This is a genomic window from Mesorhizobium sp. M0815 (assembly GCF_040319995.1).
Classification (GTDB): Bacteria; Pseudomonadota; Alphaproteobacteria; order Rhizobiales; family Rhizobiaceae; genus Mesorhizobium.
The window spans coordinates 1-22,789 of sequence record NZ_JAMYOU010000018.1; the positions used below are offsets into that span (position 1 = coordinate 1).

General features: G+C 63.6%; 21 protein-coding genes and 1 pseudogene. 10 read left to right on the forward strand and 12 right to left on the reverse strand.

Annotation, left to right across the window (positions count from 1 at the left end):
- Positions 1–137: 137 nt before the first annotated feature.
- From NKI01_RS19820 to NKI01_RS19845, 6 genes and pseudogenes are all read right to left on the reverse strand, one after another.
- Positions 138–293 (reverse strand): annotated as a pseudogene (locus NKI01_RS19820) (SOS response-associated peptidase); the annotation flags it as partial.
- A 112-nt stretch (positions 294–405) separates the two neighbouring features.
- The gene (locus NKI01_RS19825; protein ID WP_051409764.1) at positions 406–624 is read right to left on the reverse strand and encodes a hypothetical protein; all 219 of its coding nucleotides are present in this window, start codon (positions 622–624) and stop codon (positions 406–408) included.
- Positions 625–1,700: 1,076 nt separating this feature from the next.
- Positions 1,701–3,485, reverse strand: coding sequence for an ABC transporter ATP-binding protein (locus NKI01_RS19830; protein WP_502895814.1), 1,785 nt, complete (start codon positions 3,483–3,485; stop codon positions 1,701–1,703).
- 9 nt (positions 3,486–3,494) lie between these two features.
- A complete protein-coding gene (locus NKI01_RS19835; protein WP_502899445.1) occupies positions 3,495–4,523 on the reverse strand; it encodes a glycosyltransferase family 2 protein in 1,029 nt (342 codons plus the stop codon).
- A gap of 6 nt (positions 4,524–4,529) precedes the next feature.
- Positions 4,530–5,633: a glycosyltransferase family 2 protein gene (locus NKI01_RS19840; RefSeq protein ID WP_352964341.1), complete on the reverse strand. Its 1,104-nt coding sequence runs from the start codon at positions 5,631–5,633 to the stop codon at positions 4,530–4,532.
- Between the two features lie 3 nt (positions 5,634–5,636).
- A complete protein-coding gene (locus NKI01_RS19845) occupies positions 5,637–6,830 on the reverse strand; it encodes an acyltransferase family protein (RefSeq protein ID WP_352964342.1) in 1,194 nt (397 codons plus the stop codon).
- Positions 6,831–7,035: 205 nt separating this feature from the next.
- Between NKI01_RS19845 and NKI01_RS19850 the strand changes: the two genes are divergently transcribed.
- Entirely contained in the window at positions 7,036–7,335 is a 300-nt protein-coding gene (locus NKI01_RS19850; RefSeq protein ID WP_156948281.1) for a P-loop NTPase family protein, read from the forward strand.
- A 56-nt stretch (positions 7,336–7,391) separates the two neighbouring features.
- Here NKI01_RS19850 and NKI01_RS19855 read toward each other — a convergent pair whose 3' ends face one another.
- Positions 7,392–8,798 (reverse strand): DHA2 family efflux MFS transporter permease subunit, encoded by a 1,407-nt coding sequence (locus tag NKI01_RS19855; protein WP_352964344.1) that lies wholly within the window; start codon positions 8,796–8,798, stop codon positions 7,392–7,394.
- Between the two features lie 206 nt (positions 8,799–9,004).
- Here NKI01_RS19855 and NKI01_RS19860 point away from each other — a divergent pair, with 206 nt between their 5' ends.
- The gene (locus NKI01_RS19860; protein ID WP_352788153.1) at positions 9,005–9,907 is read left to right on the forward strand and encodes a sigma-70 family RNA polymerase sigma factor; all 903 of its coding nucleotides are present in this window, start codon (positions 9,005–9,007) and stop codon (positions 9,905–9,907) included.
- Positions 9,908–9,994: 87 nt separating this feature from the next.
- Here the strand turns inward: NKI01_RS19860 and NKI01_RS19865 are convergent, their stop codons facing one another.
- Positions 9,995–11,197, reverse strand: a complete 1,203-nt coding sequence (locus NKI01_RS19865; RefSeq protein ID WP_023722387.1) for an MFS transporter — start codon at positions 11,195–11,197, stop codon at positions 9,995–9,997.
- Positions 11,198–11,414: 217 nt separating this feature from the next.
- Between NKI01_RS19865 and NKI01_RS19870 the strand changes: the two genes are divergently transcribed.
- Positions 11,415–11,837 (forward strand): VOC family protein, encoded by a 423-nt coding sequence (locus NKI01_RS19870; RefSeq protein ID WP_023722388.1) that lies wholly within the window; start codon positions 11,415–11,417, stop codon positions 11,835–11,837.
- Between the two features lie 72 nt (positions 11,838–11,909).
- Here the strand turns inward: NKI01_RS19870 and NKI01_RS19875 are convergent, their stop codons facing one another.
- Entirely contained in the window at positions 11,910–12,803 is an 894-nt protein-coding gene (locus NKI01_RS19875; protein WP_023722389.1) for a LysR family transcriptional regulator, read from the reverse strand.
- Between the two features lie 97 nt (positions 12,804–12,900).
- Here NKI01_RS19875 and NKI01_RS19880 point away from each other — a divergent pair, with 97 nt between their 5' ends.
- Together NKI01_RS19880 and NKI01_RS19885 are read left to right on the forward strand one after the other, a co-directional pair.
- Positions 12,901–13,650 carry an SDR family NAD(P)-dependent oxidoreductase gene (locus NKI01_RS19880; RefSeq protein WP_023722390.1) on the forward strand — a complete coding sequence of 250 codons (750 nt, stop codon included), beginning with the start codon at positions 12,901–12,903 and terminating at the stop codon, positions 13,648–13,650.
- 160 nt (positions 13,651–13,810) lie between these two features.
- Complete coding sequence (locus tag NKI01_RS19885; RefSeq protein WP_023722391.1) at positions 13,811–14,194, forward strand: YybH family protein; 384 nt, start codon at positions 13,811–13,813, stop codon at positions 14,192–14,194.
- A 106-nt stretch (positions 14,195–14,300) separates the two neighbouring features.
- Here NKI01_RS19885 and NKI01_RS19890 read toward each other — a convergent pair whose 3' ends face one another.
- Positions 14,301–14,762 carry an Lrp/AsnC family transcriptional regulator gene (locus tag NKI01_RS19890; protein ID WP_023720584.1) on the reverse strand — a complete coding sequence of 154 codons (462 nt, stop codon included), beginning with the start codon at positions 14,760–14,762 and terminating at the stop codon, positions 14,301–14,303.
- 158 nt (positions 14,763–14,920) lie between these two features.
- Between NKI01_RS19890 and NKI01_RS19895 the strand changes: the two genes are divergently transcribed.
- Positions 14,921–15,928: an ornithine cyclodeaminase family protein gene (locus NKI01_RS19895; RefSeq protein WP_023720585.1), complete on the forward strand. Its 1,008-nt coding sequence runs from the start codon at positions 14,921–14,923 to the stop codon at positions 15,926–15,928.
- A gap of 80 nt (positions 15,929–16,008) precedes the next feature.
- Here the strand turns inward: NKI01_RS19895 and NKI01_RS19900 are convergent, their stop codons facing one another.
- The gene (locus NKI01_RS19900) at positions 16,009–16,941 is read right to left on the reverse strand and encodes a dimethylarginine dimethylaminohydrolase family protein (protein WP_352788147.1); all 933 of its coding nucleotides are present in this window, start codon (positions 16,939–16,941) and stop codon (positions 16,009–16,011) included.
- Positions 16,942–16,974: 33 nt separating this feature from the next.
- Complete coding sequence (locus tag NKI01_RS19905) at positions 16,975–18,567, reverse strand: zinc-binding metallopeptidase family protein (RefSeq protein WP_352788228.1); 1,593 nt, start codon at positions 18,565–18,567, stop codon at positions 16,975–16,977.
- 75 nt (positions 18,568–18,642) lie between these two features.
- Between NKI01_RS19905 and NKI01_RS19910 the strand changes: the two genes are divergently transcribed.
- The 4 genes from NKI01_RS19910 (at position 18,643) to NKI01_RS19925 (ending at position 22,785) form a co-directional block, all read left to right on the forward strand.
- Positions 18,643–19,533, forward strand: a complete 891-nt coding sequence (locus NKI01_RS19910) for a LysR substrate-binding domain-containing protein (protein WP_352641004.1) — start codon at positions 18,643–18,645, stop codon at positions 19,531–19,533.
- 123 nt (positions 19,534–19,656) lie between these two features.
- On the forward strand, positions 19,657–20,751 hold the full coding sequence (locus NKI01_RS19915; protein WP_352494433.1) for an ABC transporter ATP-binding protein: 1,095 nt from the start codon (positions 19,657–19,659) through the stop codon (positions 20,749–20,751).
- A 67-nt stretch (positions 20,752–20,818) separates the two neighbouring features.
- Positions 20,819–21,934 (forward strand): ABC transporter substrate-binding protein, encoded by a 1,116-nt coding sequence (locus tag NKI01_RS19920; protein ID WP_031194461.1) that lies wholly within the window; start codon positions 20,819–20,821, stop codon positions 21,932–21,934.
- Between the two features lie 17 nt (positions 21,935–21,951).
- Positions 21,952–22,785 (forward strand): ABC transporter permease, encoded by an 834-nt coding sequence (locus NKI01_RS19925; RefSeq protein WP_031194462.1) that lies wholly within the window; start codon positions 21,952–21,954, stop codon positions 22,783–22,785.
- Positions 22,786–22,789 lie beyond the last annotated feature (4 nt).

Consider the following 22,789-nt stretch of genomic DNA (forward strand, 5'->3'; position numbering starts at 1 on the left):
TCTGCGCCGGCCAGCCGGCTTAACCCTCGTACCGTTGCATATCGGATGACGGGCCGCCCTCAGGCCCAGCAATCATAGGGACTAGTTTCTGGTCAAATTGAACAAAACGGGAACAAAAATGTCACGGGCGAATTGAATTCGCGTTCGCCGTCCGGCGTGTTGCGCACCACAGGGCCTGGCTGGTTGGGATAGATGTCGATGGAGGGTTCGAGATTGCCGAGGATATCCCGCAAGGCGCGGGTCCACTGGCGAATGGCCTCCTGGCTGGTCGTGATATTGTAAAGATTGCACATTTCAGGCCGTTCCCGGATGCTTAGGCATCTTGTTGGAAACGGCCCGGAATTTCCAGCGCTGTCCGTTAGGTTGCTGACACGGCAGGCCGTGTCAGCAATGGCTTTGTGAGACCTACCGCGCCGATTGTCTCATAGCTTGTGCGGCGACTGCCGCCAGAAAAGCCCTCGCCGCGGCATCGCAGGCCGCTCGAGACGGGCCCTTGGCGAAAAGAAGAAGCTCGGCGGCTCGAATGTTGAGCCCGTGCTTCCTTGCGAATGTGGCTAGATCGTAAGGCTTGTTGTCGTAAGGCACGTCGTCGTAGTCGATCGTCAGATCGTAGTTTTCTTTCATTTTCTTCCTCCCGTTAGCGATCTTCCCCCTCCTGTCGCTAACGCAAAATTAACGTCGATGGCGTCGGGCGAGTCCACCAATCAGAGATTGTGTAAAAAACGTACGAGCTCGGATGCTCGCCCTCGCCACGGCGCCGCGAGCAATCGCCGCGAGCCGGACCGCTCGAAAGAGCCGATTATGGAGGCACGTTGGAAAAGGCAGCCACGGCCTGGTGCCACGGGGTGTCCGCGACCCTACCGTGCCTAATGGCCGTCATTTTCATCTTCCTGGCCCGGTCCGCAAAGCCGGCCTCGTTGGGTCAGCTAAAGAATAAATCCGGCTAATAACACCGTAAGGAGCAGTGACAGCGGAACAGCCGCAAGACACCAGATCTCCAACGTGTTGTTTTGCAGCGGGTCCATCGTCAGCCTCACTTTTTGGTTCGTCATTGTGACACTAACGGTTGGTCGGAGGTAGCGGTTCCAAGCGACGCTGTTCATAGAGCGCTGCCTGTGCTGCATATTAGCAACAGCTTGACGACCGCTGAGCCCGTACCGCTTGGAGAACTTCACTTGGCGCCGGTGGATGGGCATTCCGCAGGAATGCAAGCGCCCCTCCATCAGGCGTGCGGGGATCGATCGCCGCCTATGATCAGCGCCGAGCCATGCCCCGGAACCCAATGGCTGCGTCGACCTCCGGCCGAAGTTTCGCTACCACCGAGCAGACCCGATGTTCACTCCAGCCAGCGATGCCCGTTTATAGGACCTAAGTCTGACCTGCCTGCGCAATGGTCTCGTGTACGGCCGGCGCCGGGAACAACTGCGCCCGTCTTCAGTTGATGGCGTCACCTCCTCGAGGAGAGATCGGCGCAGAATCAGTCCCTTCAGCGCTGATTAGGGTCCGCCTGCCATTGATGGATTTGGCAGGCGGACCCTTGGTTCTGTACGCTCCAGATCGAAAGCGGGTAAGCTCGGGATCACTCATCATCCCAGAAATCCTGCAGAGAGGCATGGCGGAGGGCTCCTCGCCCTGAGATGCTTGACCTGGCTTGACATCCGAGACGACCTCCCAGCGCGCGCACGCAGCGGGGGGCGCCCTCAGCCCTCCAGCGCCTCGTGCTGGTAAAGCTCGTCCATGCTGAGCGTCGCGAGCGCCGCGAAGGGCGCCTGCTTTTTCACGCGGCCGTGGCTCAGGATCACCACGTCGTCGCAGAACGAGATGGTGCTGCGATGGTGGCTGATGACGATGGTGGTGCGGCGGCCGGCGCGCGACTTCAGCGTCTCGACGATCGCCGCTTCCGACAGCCCGTCCACCGCATTGGTGGCTTCGTCGAGGATGAGGATATCGGGATCGCGCACCAGGGCTCTGGCCAGCGCGATCCGCTGCCGCTGTCCCGCCGAGAGGTTGACGCCGCGGTAGCCGACGACGGTCCTGTAGCCTTGCGGCAGTTGCTCGATGAAGCCATGCGCTTCGGCCAGTTTTGCCGCGCGCTCGGCGTCATCGGCCGAGGCCGCGTCCTGGCCGTAGATAATGTTGTCGAAAATCGTGCCGTCGACCAGCTCCAGCTCCTGGCTGGCGAGCGCGATGTGCTTTCGCCATTGGCTGGGGTCGATGCGGTCCAGAGGCGATCCATCGACGAGGATCCTGCCGCTATCCGGTTCGACGAAGCGGCACAGGAGATTGACGATCGTCGTCTTGCCGGCGCCAGAGCGGCCGATCAGCGCGGTCGAGCGGCCGCTGCGGATGTCGAAATTCGCCGCATGCAGCACCACCGCGCGCTGTTCCGAACCAGAATAGGTAAAGGTGACGTCCTCGAACTTGATGCCTTGGCTGAGCCCGGGGAACGCCGCGTCACCTTGCGGCGGCTCGGGCTTACCGGATGGGTCCAGCATCCACGTCACCTCTTCAAGCGATCCGCTCAGGCCCTGCAACTGGCTCCAGGCCATTTGCAGCGACCGCATGTAGGGCTGCAGCCTGTAGAGCAGGATGACGAAGGCGACGATCAGCGGGAAGCTGACATTGGCGAACCAGGCGCCGATCACCACCGCCAGGAACAGCATGGCGTGCAGAACCTCGGTCAGCGGCGGCAACGCTCCCTGACGCGTCAAAAGCACGAACGCCGCCCGGCGCACTGCATCCGATGCCTGGTCGAATGCCGCCTTCTCGCGTTGCTCCTGGCCGAAGATGCGGATCAGCCGTCCGGCATGCACCAGATGCAGCATCTGTGATGCGAGCTGGCTGTTGCGGGAGGCGACGCTGCGGCTCGGCGCCTTCAGATTGGCCGACAGCATGGCGTGCGCGACCTGCACCAGCGCCAGGCCCAGCGTGACCAGCAGCGTCATCTGCCACGACAGGAGCAGCAGGAAGGTCAGCAGGATGATCGCGGCCGATGCGTTGACGATTGCCCCCAGCGTGATCTGGATGGCATCCGAGGCCCGCCAGGATTCGTTGGAGATGATGTTGAGCAGCCGTCCAGGGCTTTGCTGCAGGAAGAACGGGTAGCCCACCCGCAGCAGCTGCTCCGACAGCGCGCTGCGGATCGAATGGCTTGCCTTGCCGTAGATGAAGGTGGTCAGCAGCGTATTGGCGTAGGCGAACAGGTTCTTGAGCACGATCGAGCCGAGGATGGCGACGGATATGACGATCAGCCGGTCGCGCTCGCTCAGGCTGGATCCGACATGCTGGAAGACGGCGGAAAAGCCAGCCATGCCGGTCTGCCCCTGCCCCATGATTATGTTCAGCAACGGGATGATCAGGCCGATGCCGAACCCCTCAAGCGCCGCACTGAGCAGCCCGAGCACCACCACGGCCGGAAGCAGGCGCAACTGCTTTTGCCCGAGCGCGCGGCGCAGCATCGGCAGGCTGGGCGGCATCAATCGCATGATTGCGGATCACCTCGCCTCGGCATTTGCCTGTTGCTCCTGTCGCATTTGCGCCGGCTGCGGCGATTTCACCAGCGAAAGCACCGCGAACTTGGCCGCGCCGAGCAAGTTCATGCCGATGATCGGCCAGTGCGACAGCTTGAGTTCACGGTCGAACAGAGGGCCTTTCCTCAGTTCGCGCAAGGCCGCCCTCATGGACCAGTAGAAATGGCGAAGCAGCCACGGCGCGTGCCGGATATGTTTCAGGCAAAGCCCGCCATTGCCCATGCTGTAGTCGCGGTGCAGCTTTTCTATGGCCTTGCGATCGCGCCGACCATGATGGTGGTAAATCGTCATGTCGGGCACATATTCGACCGGAATCCCAAGCAGCACCGCCCGCACGAGATAGTCCGTATCCTCGGCCGAGCGCAGCGGGCCGCCGGCGCCGAAGCGTTCGTCGAAACGGCCGATGCGGGCTGCAACATCACGGTGCATCGTCATGTTGCAGCCAAGCACGAAGCCACCGGGATGGACATCCGGCGTAAGCCGCGCGCGCACCGGCGACCGCTTGATGGTGAACGGCAGGTCGCGGGGATCGCCGATCTCGACGCGGCCACCACGGATGACCCGTTCGCCGGCCGAATAGTGCCGTTGCAGATCGTGCAGATAATCCTTGTGGACTGCGCAATCGTCGTCGACGAAGACGAGCACGCGGCCCCGCGCCCGCTCCAGCCCGGCGTTGCGCGCGGCCGCCAGTCCAGGTCGTGGTTCGCGAATAGCGGTGAACGGGATGTCCGACAGTTCGGCGATGCTGGCCAGCCGTTTGGCGGTGCTGTCGGTCGAGCCGTTGTCGACAACCACCAGCTCGGCGGCAAAGTCGGCATAGGCACGACACGCGGCCTGGATCGACCTGATACAGGGCTCGAGCACGGCGACGCGGTCGCGTGTGCAGACAATGAAACTGACCGCCGGCGCCGGTCCTTGCTGCGGCCGCGGCGACATGGCCGCCGGAACCGTCGAGTGGCCGCGCTGCTGGAGCTGGTGCGATTTGACGAACATGCGTTGCTAGCTCAACTGGTTCGAAGGCAAAACCGCCGCGGCCGGCACGGATTGCAGATACCGCGACAGGGCATCCACCTGCCTGGTGACCGACATCGAGGCGAGACTGAAGCGCGGCGCGAAGGCACCGGTGCGAAACACGTACTGCTCGCGGCGCCGGATGAGCTTCCATTTCGCGGTCCGCGTCAGGAATTCGTGCATCAGCAACGGCTGTCTTTCTCCCGATATGAGCTGATAGAGGAAGTAGAACAGGTTCAGCGTGCCGGCCTGGTAGCTCGGCCTCGCCTCGGCCGGCAGCGCGGCAATCCTTTCTTCCAGCGCAAGGATCCACTCGGCGGCACGGCGAACCGTGCCCATCGACAGGACCTCACTGATGTCGCGGAGGTCTTGCGTCTCTTCCGCGAGCCCCTCGCGCTCGAGGTTCTCGGCGACGATCTTCAAATGCGTCCTGCGCATTTCGCGCTTGTGCCTGTTGGTCACGCTGTCGTCATGGATACGATAGGCGATCAGGCTTTCGGGGATCATGGCCGCCGGGTAGCGGTCGGTCAGCCGCCTGAACAGGTCGAAGTCTTCGGCGTGCTTGTACCTTTCGTTATAAAATAGAACGCTCTCTTCGATGACCTTCCTGTTGTAGACGACCGTGGAATGCATGCAGATCGTGAAGAACATCGACAAGATGCGCAGGCTATTGTCCTGGAATATCGGATCGGGCGAACCCCTGACGATGCGGTTGCCGAGCAAGGTGTCGAAACCCGCGCCGCACAGCGCGAGGTCAGGCTGCTGGTTGAACAGCGCGACCTGTCGCGACAGGCGCCGGGGATAGGCGACATCGTCGGCGTCCATCCTGGCGACCAGATCGCCGCGGGCCATGGCCAGGCCTTCGTTCAAAGTTGCAATCAGGCCACGGTTTTCGCGTGAGATGATCGAGATGCGATTGTCGGCCTGGCGGTATTTCTGTAGGATCTGCAGTGAGTTGTCGGTCGAGCCATCATCGATGGCGATGACCTCCAGACGATCGTAATCCTGGCGCAGGATGCTACCCAGCGCAGCGGCAAGATAAGGTCCCGCATTGTAGGTCGGCAGCAGAACGGAGACTAAGGGAGCAGCCATTGGTCAGCCCCGACCGCTTCGTTGCAACTTGCGTGGCAAGCGCGATGCGCCATCAAGCGGCCTGCTCGGATATGCTCCTGCCGCGAGCCAACCGCTGTTGGTCGTATCGATGCCTGTCGGGAAGCCGGCTCGGCCTCTCCGGGCAACATAGGGGAAGTGGCGCTTTAGGCTGTTGAGCGGCTTCTCGAAAAGCAGCCATGAAACCGACGCCAGCATGAGCGTCACCGTTCCCGCCACCAGGAACCGTCCCGGCCCTTGTTCCGAGACGTTGAGCGGAATCCAGGGCTGCGATTTGACGACGAGCGACAGCACTATCGGATGGTAGAGATAAACGCCGTAGCTGATGCGGCCAAGGCCAAGCAGCGGCGGCAGTTCGAGACCTTTTCCGATATAGCCACCAACGCCTGTCGAACAGCTTGCAACGATGACCACCAGCGGCACGAGAGGCAGGATCTGCAACAGCAGCCAGAGGCTCCATTCCTGCACCGGATTTGCGGGCGCCGGCGCAAACCACTGCAGAACGAAAAACGCCACGGCCAGCCACGGCCAGCCAGCTCGAAGCCATTGCGGCAAGCCAGCAGCTCTTGACCGGTAAGCGGCAAGCAGCGCGCCTGACGCCAATGCATCCATCGACGCCGGCGGCAGCAGGTCGCGCGCCAAACCGGGTGTTCCCGCGATCGGCCAATAAAACCGGTAGGCCAGCGACAGCCCGATAACGCCGATGCAGATCGCTTCGAGGCGCCGGCGCGGCGCCAGCAGGACGATCAACGGCCAGGCGATATAGAACTGCTCCTCGATGCTCAGGCTCCAGAAATGGCAGAGCAGCCAGGGCGTCCATTCATTCTGCGCTGCGTACCAGAAATTCGACAGATAGAGCGCGTGCCAGGCCAGCGATCCTCTCGACTGCTCCATGTCCGTAAGCCAGACGAAACCCAGCACGGCGAAATAGGGCGGGAATATCCGCAGCGCCCGCCTGATATAGAAGGATCTCAGCGCCGGTCCGGTTTCGAATTCGGCGGCCGAGCGGGCTTCGAGCAGCAGGCGGGTAATCAGAAAGCCGCTCAGCACGAAGAACAGACGTACGCCGATATGGCCCCAGAACGAGGATCCTCCGGCCGCGAAGAAGTGTGCGTACAGCACCATCGTCACGGCGATGGCCCTCAGCGCGTCCAATTGGGTGTCGCGCGCATTTCCCATCAGCGGCGTGCGCCGGCGGGACGGCGAAACTGCCAATCGGTCAACATAGCGGCGTCGTTCACGGCGCATTTCCAATCGGAAGCGCCCCCCTCACGCAGGATAAGGCGCCACCATTGTGCAACGCAACACAAAAAGTTGACATATTTGAAACAGGAACGTGAGGCGCGGCTAATAAAAGCCAAAAAACAGCGGGAACCAGCCCGAATTGTCCATTTTTGACGATTTTCGCGCGCTGCCTTGGCCCGCCGATATCGGCGGCAGGGTGCTGCGATGCAGCATGTTCGCCGCCATCACGGAACGCGTGAAGCTGATCCGTTCGATCGCCGCCAGCGGCACTGGCGTCAGCCTCGTCACACACGATCTCGCCACGGTGCGGGCGCTGGCCGACAGGATCGTGGTTCTCAGCCTCGGACGCGTGGCCTATGACGGATCCGCCAGGCACTTGAGCGCCGACCAGTTGTGGGGCCTCATGGCGAGCGGCACCCTCGCATCCGCCGGGCAGTAGAAGGCGTTTTGAAGCGGGGACCCGCTTCGCGCGAGCTTCCCGCCTCCGAGCGACAATTACGCCTCCTTGCCGGCATTCGCGAGCGCCACTGTGCGACGCTCCGGAAGCCCCATTCCGACGAGCGCGCCGGCGAGCGAGAGCAGCGCGGAGACGTCGATTGCCGCGGTGAAGCCATCGCTGAACGCGTCGGTGGACGAGAAGCTTCCAGTGCCGGCGAACACCGCACCGGCGATCGCGATCCCGGATACGCCGCCCAGAAAGCGGAATGTATTGAACGTGCCGGCAGCCTTGCCGACCTCCGGCCGCGCGACCGCATTGAGGACCGCATTCTGCGCGGCAGGCATGGCCATCGACACGCCGGCACCGGTAATGATCAGGGGCGCGACTAGCTGGATGTAGGGCAGATCAGGTGCTGCGATCTGCGCCAGCCAGGCCATTCCAGCCGCTTGCAGGATCAATCCGGCCACGACAAGCCAGCGCTCGCCGACGCGGTTGATCAGGCTGCCGGCGATCGGTGCGACCACGAAAAGCGTGGCGGTCCAGGGCAGCAAACCCATGCCGGCGCCGAGCGGCCCACGGCTCTGGGCAAACTGCAGAAACTGCGGCAGCAGGAATACGAGGCCGTACATGGCGGCGCAAAGCAGGAAATTCGCGCCGACGCCCGAGGAGAATGCGCGCGCCTGAAAGAACCGCAAAGGCAGCATGGGCTCACGGGTACGCAGCTGCCAAAGGACGAATGCGATGGCCAGAAGCAGCCCGGCCGTCAGCGCCGACAGCACTTCAGAGCTGCTCCAGCCCACGATGTTGCCGCGCATCAGACCCCAGACCACTCCAAATGCCGCCGCAGTCACCAGGGCGACGCCGAGGACATCGATTGCCGTACCCGGCCCGTGACTCTCCGGAATCCGACGCATCACCAGCGGGATGAGAACGATGCCGACCGGAACATTGAGCCAGAAGATCCAGTACCAGGAGAGGCCTTCGGAGATCGCCCCGCCCGCCATCGGACCGATGATCAGGGCCAGGCCGGTGATGCTGCTAAAGATGCCCAGCGCCTTGCCTCGTTCCTCCGGGGGAAAAGCGACGCTCAGCAGCGCCATGGCCAGCGGCATGACCATTGCGGCACCCGCGCCCTGAACCGCACGGGCCGCAATCAGCAATCCGGCATTTCCAGCGAGCGCGCAGGCAACCGACGCTGCGATGAACAACGCCAATCCGGCAACGAGCGTACGGCGGCGGCCGAACCGGTCACCGAGCGCAGCCCCGGTCATGAGCAGGACGGCAAAGCTCAAATTATAGGCGTTCATCGTCCATTGCAGCGTCTCCAGCGAGGCATCGAGTTCGACCCGCATCGTGCTCAATGCGGTCGCCACGACCATCGCATCGAGAACGACCATCAAGGAGCCTATCGACGTGAGGGCGAGAACCCAGACCTTCGTTGATCCCGCACTTTGCTTGCTCATGATTATGGCGCCTCCGGCTTGAACAGATGGCCCACCAGTCTCGCGGTCCCATGATCCAGAGACGCGGAGGCACCACCAAAGGATTCCAGCTAAAGAAAGTTTTTTTCGACCGAATCCTTTGCCATCGTCGAGCGTCTATAAGACGCTGCGCCTGATGGCGGGCGCGCCTGCCCTGGGAGATACGCAATGAAATCGATCCTTGTGCGATGACCGGATCCGCATCCGGCACGCCAGAAGGACGGGAGCCATTTGACCGGCTGCTCGGCGAATTGCGGCCGAAACTGCACCGCTATTGTGCCCGCATGACCGGTTCGGTGATCGATGCCGAGGATGTCGTCCAGGAAGCTACGGTCAAGGCGCTCGAGGCGTTCCCAGGGACCGGACCGATAGCCAATGTCGAGGGCTGGCTGTTCCGCATCGCGCACAATGCAGCGCTCGACCACCTGCGCCGTCGCGCCAGGGTGGATGCCGCGCATGCCATCGAGGATATCGACATGATACCTGACCCCGGCATGTCGGCCGAGGGTCGACACACTGCAGCCGCAAGCCTGCAGACCTTCATGCGCCTCCCCGCGGCGCAGCGTAGCAGCGTCATCCTCATGGATGTGCTCGGCTATACGATCGAAGAGATCGGCAACATTATCGACAGCAGCGTTCCGGCGGTGAAAGCCGCACTGCATCGCGGCCGTCTGCGCCTGCGCGAAGTCGCCGGCGAGCCTAACGATCGGCCTGTGCCGGTGTTGGCCGAGCCCGAGCGGGCGCGTCTGGCAGCCTATGTGGAGCGGTTCAACGCCCGCGACTTCGATACGATCCGCGACATGCTGGCCGAGGACGTGCGGCTTGACCTCGTCAACCGGCTCCGGGCGAGCGGCCGCACGAAAGTGGGCCGGTACTTCCACAATTACGCGGGTATCCACGATTGGCGGCTGCTTCCAGGCCTGGTGGATCGGCACCCAGCCATACTTGTCATCGATCCGGATGACTCGGCCGGAGGGCCAAGATACTTTATCCTGCTGGAATGGACGGGCGACAGATTGGCGAGAATTCGCGATTTCCGCTATGCGCGCTACACGCTTGATGGCGCCGAGGTGGTGCCTCTGCGAGCATAGCAATTCGCTTTTCATAATGCCGAACAAGCACTGCCAGATCGCGGCCGCTTGCCATCCAAGCGGCCGCCCTTTTCTGCTGATCCGGCTTTAAGCCGGTTGCAACTCCCGGCGCGGCAGCGGCGGGAAGGCGATCGCAATCGCCATCGCGCCAAGCCCGACAAGGGCCGAGCCGATGAACAGCCAGGAATAGCTGGCATAGGCATCGAACACCATGCCGCCGGCGAGCGGGCCGAAAGCCATGCCGAGGCTGGACAGCATGGTTACGGCACCGAACACCGTGCCGAGGATGCGCTGGCCGAAATATTCGCGCGCCAGCACCGCATAGAGCGGCATGACACCGCCATAGGTGGCGCCGAAGATGACGGCGAGCGTGTAGAATTGACCAAGCTCGCTGACCGCCAGATAGGCGGCGATGACCACCGCCTGTATGGCCAGCCCGGTGATCAGCACCGGCTTGACGCCCAGCCGATCGGCAAGCACGCCGTAAAGCAGCCGGCCACCCAGCCCTGCCAGGCCCTCGATGCTGTAGATGCTGACCGCCGCCATCGGCGCTATGCCGCACAGCATCGCATAGCTCACCATATGGAAGATCGGCCCCGAATGCGCTGCGCAGCAGGCAAAGAAGGTCAGTCCCAACACGATGAATTGCGGCGAGCGCAGCGCCTGCGGAACCGTCATGCCGGCACCCTCGGCGGCAACGGTTGGGGCAGCGCCGTCGGCAGCGGGCTGGGGCGGCTGGCGCACCAGAAGCGCGGCCGGCAGTAGCAGCACCCACGCGGTTATGCCGATATCGAACATCGCCGTGCGCCAGTCATAGGCCGAAATCAGCCAGCGCGCGAAGGGCGAGATGGTCATTGGCGCTACGCCCATGCCGGCCGAGACCAGCGAGACCGCGAGGCTGCGGTTCGTGTCGAACCAGGCGGAGGTCAGCGCGATCATCGGCGCGAAGAAGGCGCTTGCCGCGAGGCCGACGAGCACGCCATAGGTCAGCTGGAAAACGAGCAGCGAGCCGGTGCGGCTGGCCAGGACCAGCGCCAGGCCAAGCAATACGGCGCCGGTCATGACGACGATGCGAGCGCCGAAGCGGTCGTAAATGGCGCCCCAGGCGAAGCCGCCGAGGCCCATTACCAGGAAGTTCAGCGTCATCGCACTCGATATGCCGGCGCGCGACCATTGTGTGTCGAGCGCCATCGGTTCGAGGAAGATCGCCAGCGAGAACATCGCCCCGAGGGCGACACAGGTCATCAGCGCGCCAGCCGCGACGATAACCCAACGATAGGGAAGGCTCATTTCACTTTTCTCCCATGCCGGAAGCGTTGATACGGCACGACCTTTTCGAGCTTCGCCGAGCCGCTTGCGTCCGAAGGACGTTGGAGACGTTTTGAATCCGACAATCCGGTTGCATTTTTTATCCAGTCAAGAAATTGCGCCGCTCAATTGCTCCATTGCATTGACCGTGCACAGTGCTGAGCTAGATTTCCAGCCTGGCGATAAGGAGCTATCAGGTATGGAACTTCATCGCGGCCGTCTCATCGACCACATCCAGTTGGTGGTCAGGGATCTCAAGGCCAGCCGGCGCTTTTACGAGGCGGTTTTCAAGGTGCTCGATATTCCGATCGGCGGCAGCGCCGAGGATTATTTCTGGGCCGACGAGCTGTTCATCTCCAGCCCCGACAGCCCGGCAGCCCAGGGAAAGCTGACGGGGCGCCACCACCTTGCCTTCCAGGCAAAGGACCGCGCCATGGTCGACGCCTTCTACAGGGCCGGCCTCGATGGCGGCGGCACGGACAATGGCGCACCGGGCGAGCGGCAGCACTACCATCCCGGCTACTACGCCGCCTTCCTGCTCGATCCCGACGGCAACAATATCGAGGCCGTCCACCACGGCCCGGCCAACCGCAGCGCCGAGTCAGTGAAGATTGCGTTCTGAAGATCGGGTGATGGGGCAAGAATCTTGCTTGCGACGGCGTCGGATCGGCTGCGGAGGTCATTCCGCGCTGCGCTATCGCATCAGCGCCGCCATCTGGCCCGCCAGGAAGTCGACGAACAGCCGCGCCCGGACGGGTAGCTGTCGCCCATACGCATGGACGATGTACACCGGCATGGTCGGCATCGCCACCTCGGGCAGGATGCGGACCAGGCGGCCCGTGTCGAGATCGTCCTGCACGGCAAACCGCATCAGATGCGCGATGCCGGCGCCGGCAAGTGCCGCATTGCGGATGGCACCACCATCATCGGTATCGAGCCGCCCATCCGGCACGATCATCGTACCGTCGGCAAAAGTGACGGGATAGGGCCGGCCGGCCATCTGGTAGCGGACGAATTCGTGGTTCGGTAAATCCTCAACCGATGCCGGACGGCCGCGCCGCTCGACATAGGCCGGTGAGGCCACCAGCACGATCGGCAGATTGGCGATCTTGCGCGCGATGAGCCCGGTGTCCGAGAGCTGCCCCATGCGCACCGCAACGTCATAGCCTTCGCGGATCAGGTCGGCGTGGCGGTCGGTGACGCTGAGCTCTAGTTTGACTGCGCCATGCCGCGAAAGGAACGCCTGCGCCCATGCCGCGATCAGGCCGCGGCCGAGTTCGACCGGCGCTGTGACGCGCAGCAGGCCGCGCGCTGTATCGGCCAGCTGGACGATGTCTTCGGCATCGTCCAGCGCCCTGAGCAGCGGCGCCACGCGCTCGTAATAAGCGATGCCTTCACTGGTCAGCCCGAGCCGGCGCGTCGAGCGCTTGATCAGCCTGACGCCCAGCCGCCGCTCGAGCCGCGCCACGCTTTTCGACACCGCCGATGGGCTGGAGCCGACCAGCCGGCTGGCGGCATGGAACGAGCCGGCATCGACCGTGCGGACGAAGGCGACGAGACCGGCGGTCTTTTCGAGGATGGTGGTCATTCCGGAATTCCAGGCACGAAAGAATGGATCATGATGATCCTAATACGATTTCTGATCATCATTAAATACCGCTCATCATCGACAAAGGAGAGATTTGATGAGCAAGCTGAACGGCAAGGTCGCCATCGTCACCGGCGCCTCCAAGGGTATCGGCGCTGCCATCGCCAAGGGTCTTGCCACGGCCGGCGCCGCGGTGGTCGTCAACTACGCCTCGTCACAGGAAGGCGCCGACCGCGTCGTCGCCGAGATCGAGGACCGTGGCGGCCGCGCCGTCACCGTCCAGGGCGACGTGTCGCAAGCGGCCGACGTGCGCCGCCTGTTCGAGGCGGCGAAATCGGAGTTTGGCGGGCTCGACATCCTGGTCAACAATGCCGGCGTCTTCGCGTTCGAGCCGCTGGAAGCGGTTACCGAGGCCGAGTTCCACCGTGAGTTCGACACCAATGTGTTGGGCATCATTCTGACCACGCAAGCAGCAGTGAGCCATTTTGGCCCGGGCGGCGGCAGCATCATCAACATAAGCTCGGTTGCCAGCCGCAATCCGCAGCCGAACTCGCTCGTCTACGCCGCCACCAAGGGAGCGGTGGACACGATCACGCTGTCGATGTCGCGGGAGCTCGGCGCACGCAACATCCGCGTCAACGCGATCGCGCCCGGCGGCATCGATACCGAAGGCCTCGCGCGCATCGGCATCGTCGGCAGCGAATTCGAGAAGCAGATTATCGCCATGACCCCGCTCGGTCGCTTCGGCCTGCCCGATGACGTCGCCCGCGTCGCGGTGTTCCTCGCCTCCGACGAGGCGTCATGGCTGACCGGCGAGCGCATCACCGCCTCGGGCGGCTGGCGATAGGCATGGAGGGCGCGGACCTGCCGTTTCACGGACCATGCCCCACGCCGCGCGACGTCGAGGACCACCGCAATCGATGACGACAGCGATCTAAGCCCTATGTTTCAGCGAGGGGGAAGCGCCGTGCGCTATCGATGACGGCGAGATGCCAGGGAGGTAACGGATGACGGGCGACGAAACAGCAATCCGAAAGCTGGTCGAGACGTGGATGGATGCGAGTAAGCGTGGAGACATCGCGACTGTCCTCAGCTTGATGACGGACGATGCGATCTTCATGGTTCCCGGCCGGGAACCCTTCGACAAGGAGATCTTCGCGGCGGCCGCGCAGGAGACGGCCGGCGTTCATATCGACGGCACGAGCGATATCGTGGAACTACAGCTTCTCGGCAATTGGGCCTTCATCCGCAGCCGCATCGACATGACCGCGACCCCGCCGAATGGCGAGCCGGTCCATCGATCGGGATATGCGCTGACGCTCCTGCGTAAGGAGCCAGATGGTGAGTGGCGGCTCGCGCGCGACGCTAACCTGCTGACCCTGCAAGGCTAGAGCCGGTCTCCGGCATCTCTGCACCAGGAGGCGCGCTAGGGGGAGCGACAAGGTGGCGAAGATGCGTTCAACGTCGCCCTGAACAGCATTCCCCTCCTCCATCTGATTACACCGGCAAGAGGGCGTTCGGCTTGACATCGGCGATGGAGGCGAAAGTGTGCGTTTCGCGCACGCCGGGCAGAGGCAGGATGACCCGCTGCAGGAAATCCTGGAACACCGCCATTTCAGCGATCCGCGCCTTGACCAGATAATCGAAACCGCCAACCACCATATGGCACTCCAGAACCTCCGGAGCTTTCGCCACGGCTTCGGCGAAGCGGTCAAAGACATGCGGCGCCGTGTGGTCAAGCCTGACCTCGATGAACACCAGCGTTCCCCTGCCGACCTTGCGCGGATCGAGCATAGCCCTGACCGCGGTGATGAACCCGTCGCGGAACAGGCGCTTCACCCGCTGGCTGGTTCCGGTCGGCGACAGCCCGACACGCCCGGCAAGATCAAGCGTCGTCCGGCGCCCATCCTCCTGCAGCAGCCGGAGCAGGCTGCGGTCTATCTGGTCGAGATCGTCCATTCACAATCCACTCTATCTCAGGGATTTGTGTGCTTAATTCACGCACAGATGCCAAAATCAACGTATTTCATCACATAAAACCTCGCAATAGCCTGCGCTTCCCTCACCCACTCAAAGCAGATGTGGTGAGCCGATTTCGACGAACACAGGAGTGCAGGATGACCAAGGAAGCGTGCAGCCCAGCCGGCAAGAGTGCGGCGGAAATCAGCAAGGGAGCGACCGAGATCCTGGTGCTGAGCGAAGCCGACGTGATGGCGTGCATCGACCTCAGCCAGCTTCTCGACGTTCTGGAAGACGGCTTCAAGGCGCTGTCACAAGGTAAGGTCGTCAATCCACCCCGACCACAGCTCGACATCCCCGGAGCCGGCTACAGCCTCGCCATGCCGGCCTGGATGGAGGACATGAACCTGACCGTCAAGATCGTCAATGTCTTCGAAGGCAACCTGGCCAAGAACCTGCCCAGCCATCTCGCCACCATCAGCCTGTTCGATCCGCTGTCCGGCCTGCCGGTCTGCATCATGGACGGCACCTTCATAACCGCGGTGCGAACCTCCGGCTCCGCCGTGCTGTCGGTGCGCGCGCTTGCCCGCCGGGATGCCAGGATAGCGACAGTGATCGGCGCCGGCGTGCAGGCCAACCAGCACCTGCATCTGTTGCCGCTGGTGCGCGACTTTGCCGAAATCCGGGTCGCTTCGAAGAGCTTCGACGATGCGGCAGCGCTTGCCCGGCTGCATCCGTCGGTGGTGGCGGTCGCCGACCTCGAGGCGGCAGTGCGCAGTTCGGACGTGGTGTGCCTGGCGACCCACTCCTACCAGCCGGTGATCGACGCAGGCTGGGTCCAGCCGGGCACGCATGTCTCGTCGGTCGGGGTGGCGCCGCCCGGCGGAGAAATGCCGATCGAGCTCATCGGCAAATCCAGTCTTTTTGTCGAAACCAAGGATGCGTTCAAACCGACCCCGGTCGGTTCTTGCGAGCTTGCCGGCTTCGACCCGGATTTCGGCACCGAGCTTGGCGCCATGCTGCTCGACCGCGCGCCGGGTCGCGTTTCGAATCAACAGATCACCACCTACAAGGCGATGGGCATTGCGATGGAAGACATGGTCGCCGCCGACCTCGCCTATCGTTGCGCCAAGCGTCTGCGCAAGGGAAAGCTCATCGTGCTGTAGGCGCGTGCCGCGAGCCAGGCGGGTTCGACGTTGCTGACAATGGCGCTTTCGTGGGAGCGTTGGGGCTAAAGGCCGGCCCCTCAGGCCGGCTCGCGCTTCAGCGCCTGTGCCATGCAGTGGATGCCGCCGCCGGTCTTCGAGATCTCGCTCATATCGATGGCCGCGACCTCGAAGCCGCGTGCCTTGAGCTGGCCGATCAGCGCCTGGCTGGACGTCGGCGCGATCACCCTGTCCTTGCCCAGCGACATGAAGTTGCAGCCGAGCGCCATCGTGTCCTGGAACGGCACGTCGATGATCTCGTGGCCCTTGCCCTTCAGCCAGTCGACGATGCCCGGCTCCGTGCAGGCGAGGCAGACGGCGGTCAGCTTCTCGGCGATCGGCACCACCATCAGGTCGATATGGACGTAATATTCGTCGATGAACGCGATGCGGGTCTCCCAGCCCTCCTTGTCGAACCAGGCCTGGACCTGGCGGGCGCCCTCCTCCTGCGTGCGGGCGCCGCCGCACCCGATCAGCACCACGCCGTCCTCGATGACGTTGAAGTCGCCGCCTTCGAATGTGCCGGCGGTGACCATGTCATAGACCGGGATGCCGAGCTTCTCATAGGTGCGGATCGCCGCGTAGTTCTCGCCGCGCCGCCACCAGTTGGCCATCGCGGTGATGATGACGCCATATGGCGTCATCACGCTGGAATCGCGTGAATAGACCTGCATCGGCAGTTCCGGCGTCGGCTCATGCCAGTGGATGTTGACGGCGAAATGCTCATAGGCGGCGACAAGGTCCTTGTGCTGCGCCTGCGCGATCTGGACATTGCAAGGCGCCTCGCGCAGATGTTTTCGCGATAGCGAGCTGGTCGAGAGATGGCGCAGGAAATTGGGCGAGCCGAGCAGCACGTCGGTCAGCACGTCGGTCTCGTTGGCGAAGCCCCAGGCGGTCAGCTTCTTGGTGCCGCCGGCCGGGTTGCGGCGCTGCAGCGAAAACGGCTCGGTGACGATGCGGTCATGGACGGTCATGGGTTCTCCTCGTGAAGGGGCGGCCTGGTTGAGTCATGCGGCTTGGTTGCTCGGTATCCACCAGTCCCGTCCGCGCGGGGAGGTGATGTATTCCGGCCAGCGAAATCCAATTGGCGGCTCGTAGTCGCAGAGCGGCGCGATCCAGTTCGAGCCGCCGATGCCGCCACCGGTGCGGGCGACGAATTCGTCCATCGCCGCGTCGCGCGCGGCCTCGTCTTCCAACAGGCGAAGTGCTGCCAGCGCGACCGTCTTTGCGGCGCAGATGACCATCGGGTCGATGGTGGCAGAAATGCCGCCCAGCGCATTCATCGCCCAGGACGGAAAGGCGTGACCGTTCTCCGAGCGCAATGCCGGGCGAGCGACATAGAACCGCGCCGTCGGCGTATGCCATGACATGTCGGTGTAGTCGTCGGACGTCGAATTCACCTGCGACGGCGCCAGGTCGCGGCGCAGGATCGCTTCTGCCTCGCGAGGTTCGATCAGCAGTTCCAGTTCCTCGATGAAAGGCTCCTCGCTCGCCACCCCGCCGGCATTGACCTGGATTTCGCGGGCGATCGCCTTAGCCGTCTCGTCCCAGCGCGGCGGCCCGACCGCCGCCAGCGCGTCGAAGGCAATGCCAGCCATTACGTGATTGGCGAGCCCCGGCCGCGACTTCGACACCCAGTGCCGCTCATAGCGGCAGCCGCCCATCACCGCGACGGCTTCCGCATTGCGGTCAAGCACGGCGGTGACCTGCTCGGCCATCGCCAGCGTCGGCACGCGGATCATGTACTGGATCTCGGCCAGCCCGGCCGGCAGATTGTCGGCGGTCGCCTGCCCCGCCGTCAGGATCGCCTCGCTGATCGACCAGCCGCCCTGATGCGGCAGCACGGAATCGCGTAGCGCCTTCGAGGCCATGTACATCATCATGAGCGCGTCGTTGGCGCCCGGCGCCCGGACCGCCGAATGCGCCTGCGGGATCGGCGCCGCGTTGCCTGCCGCCCTCGCCCAATGTTCCGGCTCGTCGCAGATGAAGCGGTAGATCATCGCATAGGCCGCACCGCAATGCGTGTCCCAGCGCGCCGTGTTGCACAGCGGCAGCATGTAAAAAGGATGGAAGGAGATCATGCCCGCCAGCCCATCGTAATAGCCCTTCGCGGCATGGATCGGCTTCGATCCCCTCACCTTCTCCGCCGGCTCTCCGGTGAAGCGCAGCGTGCCCGATATGCCGTGGCGCTGCATCGCCGCCTTGGTCGCCAGCAGCCCGCCGAGGCTGGCAATGCCGAGCCCGGAATGCGGATCGGTGTGGCCGCCGGCCTGTTCGCCGAGGCCCGGACGCGGTCGCTTCACCGTCGCCGCATCCTGGCAATTGCCAGGCACCGCGTCGTACTCGGCATACATGCCGATTGTCGGGCCGGTCCCGTTGGTCCAGTGGGCGCAGAAGGCGGTCGGCATGCCGCCAGAGCCCTCTTCAACGGTAAAGCCTTCGTGCTTCAGGCGCTCGACATACCAGGCGGCCGACTGGTATTCGCGCCAGGCGGTCTCGCCGAAGTCGAAGATGGTCCGCGTCCACGCCGACAGCGACGGCTGGATGTCGTCCAGACAGGCAAGCGCGGTCGCTTGCGCCGAGGTCACCGGTTTCTCCATGGCGGAAAGAAAGCAGTGAAGCGCCTCGCCAAAAAGTGATATGTTTTCCCGGCTCATGCAAATTCGGTTCACCTCTTGAGAATTCCCTCGACGCAGGCGCTGCGCGCGCTCGACAGTTTTGCCCGCCACGGCAGCGTCTGGCGCGCCGCTGACGAACTGCATCTGACCCGCAGTGCGGTCAGTCATCAATTGCGCCTGCTCGAACGCGATCTCGGCTTCGACCTGCTCGCGCGCATCGGCAAGGGCGTGGCGCTGACGCCACGCGGCCAACGCTATGCCAGCGACGTGCGCAAGGCGCTGACGGTGCTAGGCGACGCGGTGACACGCCATGCCGGCACCGGCATCGGCGGCTCGTTCAGTGTCAGTTGTACGCCGGGTTTCGCCTCGCTGTTCCTGTGCACCCATATCGGCGAGTTCCGGCAGATGTACCCCGATGTCGCACTGCGCATCCTGACGCCGCGGCGCCTCGACGACGTCAGCAATGCCGAGGCCGACGCCTTCATCGCCTTCGGCGTCGGCAACTGGCCGAACCGCGTGGTCGAACCATTGTGCGAAATCTCCTTCACGCCGCTGTGCAGCCCCACGCTGCTCAACAAGATCGGCGGCTTCTCCAAGCCGGCAGACGTGCTGCGCGCCAATCTCCTGCATCTCGGTGACACCGAGGACTGGGCGCGCTGGCTGGCCCTGTCCAAGGTCGAGAACCCCGACCCGGAAGGCGGCATCTTCTTTTCCGACATGAACCTGGTCTTTTCGGCGGCGATTGCCGGCCAGGGCATCGCCATGGGCGACGAGCTGACCAGTCGCCGGGCGCTGAGCGAAGGCCGGCTGGTGCGTCCCTTCGACATCGCGATCAATTCGCCGCGCTCGTATTTTCTGGTTTCCGAGCACGCCAAGGCAGCGCATCCGGTGCTGGAGGCGTTTGGGCGATGGCTGAGGTCGAAGCTGTCGGAGAACAAGGAGCGCTAATCTCCCCCTTGAGGAGGAGATTGGCGCATAGATGAATCAAATTTGCCGATCAGGCGAAAACTATTCGGTTGCGGTGAGCCGCCGCCCTGCCTACGATTTCGCCTACGCTAAGGAAAGGGCAGGATGCAGCAACCCGGCCGGGCCGCAGAGATCAAGGCAATCGGGATCGGCAAGAGCTTCGGCTCGTTCCGTGCGCTGGATGATCTGACGCTCGATATCGGCCGTGGCGAGTTCCTCACCCTGCTCGGCCCCTCCGGTTCCGGCAAGACCACCTTCCTGATGATCCTTGCCGGCTTCATTCAGCCGACCGACGGCCGCCTTTACAGCGACGGCGTCGACATCACCGAGCGGCCGGCCGAGCAGCGTGCCGCCGGCATGGTTTTCCAGGGCTACGCATTGTTCCCGCATATGAGCGTCGAGGCCAACATCGCCTTCCCGCTCAAGGTGCGCAAGAAACCGGCGGCCGAGATCAAACGCCGCGTCGGCGAAATGATCGAGCGCGTCGGGCTCAAGGGCCACGAGAAGAAACTGCCGTCGCAATTGTCCGGCGGCCAGCAGCAGCGCGTGGCGTTGGCGCGGGCGCTGGTGTTCGAGCCGGGCGTACTTTTGCTCGATGAGCCGTTTTCGGCACTCGACAAGGGCCTGCGCGGCCAGATGCAGGCCGAGATGAAGCGGTTGCACCAGGAGACCGGCACCACCTTCGTCTTCGTCACCCATGATCAGAGCGAGGCGCTGGCGTTGTCGTCTCGCGTCGCCATCTTCAACCATGGCAAACTGCTGCAGGTCGGCGCGCCGGACGAGGTCTATGATCGGCCGGACAACCGCTTCGTCGCCGAGTTCCTGGGCGAGATCAACATGCTGCCGCTGAAGGGCGTGCGCCCGGCCGACAATGGCTCGACGGGCCTCTGCGAAGACCGCGCGATCAGCATGCGCTGCAAGGCCGAGAAGGTCCGGGGCGACGCCATCCTGGCGATCCGGCCCGAATACATGTCGATCGCCCGCGAAGCCGCCGCAGGCGAGAACGGCATTGCCGCGACTGCCGTCGCCTCGACCTATCTCGGCGCTGCAACGCGGCTCGATCTGACGACGCGCCAAGGCGCCAAGATGACGGTCTCGGTGCCGAACGAGGTTGCCGCTTCCGCGCTCAGCCAAGGCAATTCCGTCTGGCTGACCTGGCCGGCGGAGAAAGGTTTCCTCCTTCCGGATGGAGGACAATGACGATCGGCGTGGCGAATTCGCCAAGCTGACTTTCAGGAAATACCAACGACAAAAAAGGGGAACTGACATGACAAACCAAACCAAGAAACATTCCATCGAGGCGCTGTCCGCCAGGGCCGTGCGCGGAGAGATCTCGCGCCGGCAGTTCACGCAGCTGGCCGCGCTGGTGCTGGCCGGCACGCCGATGCTGCTGCGCTCGACCGGCGCCTTTGCCGCGGCGAAGGAACTGGTGCTGGTCAACTGGGGCGGCGACGCCATCACCGCCTATGACGCGGCTTACGGCCAGGCCTTCACCAAGGAGACCGGCATCGTCGTTAAGATGGATGGCTCCGGCCCGACCGAAGGCGCAATCGCGGCGCAGTTCAAGAGCGGCGCCCCGACCTGGGACCTGGTCGACGTCGATCCGTTCTCGGCCATCACGCTCGGCGCGCAGGGCATGCTTGAGCCGATCGACTATACGATCGTCGACAAGAAGAAGATGCGCGAGGGCTTCGGTTGGGAACACGCCGCCTCGACCTATTTCTTCTCCTATGTCATCGCCTACGATGCCGAGAAATACGGCAGCCAGGCACCGACCGGCATGGCCGACTTCTTCGACGTGGCAAAATTCCCCGGCAAGCGCTCGCTCTACAAATGGGGCGTGTCGAGCTGGGAAGCGGCACTGCTTGCTGACGGCATCGCGCCGGCCTCGCTCTACCCGCTCGACCTCAAACGCGCGCATGACAAGATCGCCGCCTTCAAGGAGAACGTCGTCGCCTATTGGGGTGGCGGCGCCGAAAGCCAGAGCGTACTGCTCAATGGCGAGGCGTCGATGGCGATCGTCTGGTCGACCCGGGCTTCGCTCATCGAGCAGGATTCCGGCGGCAAGATCAAGTTCATCTGGGACCAGGGTCTGATCTCGCCCGGCGCGCTCGCCGTGCTCAAGGGCAATCCCGGCGGCAAGGACGCGGCGATGAAGTTCATCGCCAGCACCCAGGACCCGGAGAAGGAACTCATCATGTTCGACAAGCTCGGCCAGGGTCCGGCCAATCCGGCCACCGATGCGCTGATCCCCGCCGACAAGAAGCGCATCAACCCGGTCGATCCCGAGAACATGAAAAAGCAGATCCCGCTCGACATGGATTGGTACGCCAAGAACTATGGGGCAGCACTCGACGAATACACGAAGATCATCTCCGCCTGACAAGCCGGGATAACCGGATGAGAGCATACCTCTCCGACAGGATGGGCGCGGCGCTGTTGATGGCGCCGCTGCTCCTCTTTCTTGTGCTGGCCTATGCCTGGCCATTCCTCGGCGTGGTCAAATGGAGTTTTACGCTGCCCACGCCGGGGCTGGGGCAGTACAATGCGCTGCTCACGGATCAGTTGGTGCAGTCGGTCTTTATCCGCACGCTGCGCATCGCGGCGATCGTGACGATCGTTTCGGTTGCCGCCGCCTACGCCATCACCGTTGTCTGGGTGCGCGGCACGCCGGTGCAGCGCGTCGTGGCCGAATTCTGCATCCTGGTGCCGTTCTGGATCTCGGTGCTGACCCGCGCCTTCGGCTGGGTGGCGCTTTTGTCCAATCGCGGCCTGATTAACACCTGGCTGCAGGCGGTCGGCTTCATCTCGGAGCCGCTGGCGCTGGTGCGCAACGAGTTCGGCGTCATCGTCGGCATGACGCATTTCCTCATCCCCTTCGCCGTGTTTCCGCTGGCCTCTTCGATGCGCAGTCTCGACGACCGCGTGCTGCTGGCGGCGCGCGGCCTCGGCTCCAGCCGCATGCGGACCTTCTGGTCGGTGTTCGTGCCGATGACCCGCTCCGGCATCATCGGCTCGGCGCTGATCGTTTTCGTCTTTTCGCTCGGCTTCTTCGTCACGCCGGCGATCCTCGGCGGCGGTCGTAGCGTGATGATCGCCGAGTTGATCTATCTCCGCATCTTCCAGAGCCCGGACTGGGGCCTGGGCGCTGCGATCAGCGTGGTGCTGGTGCTGTTCGTCGGCGCGCTGATGGCGCTGCTGTTCCGCTATATCAGACCAAAGCAGTTGGTGTAGCGCG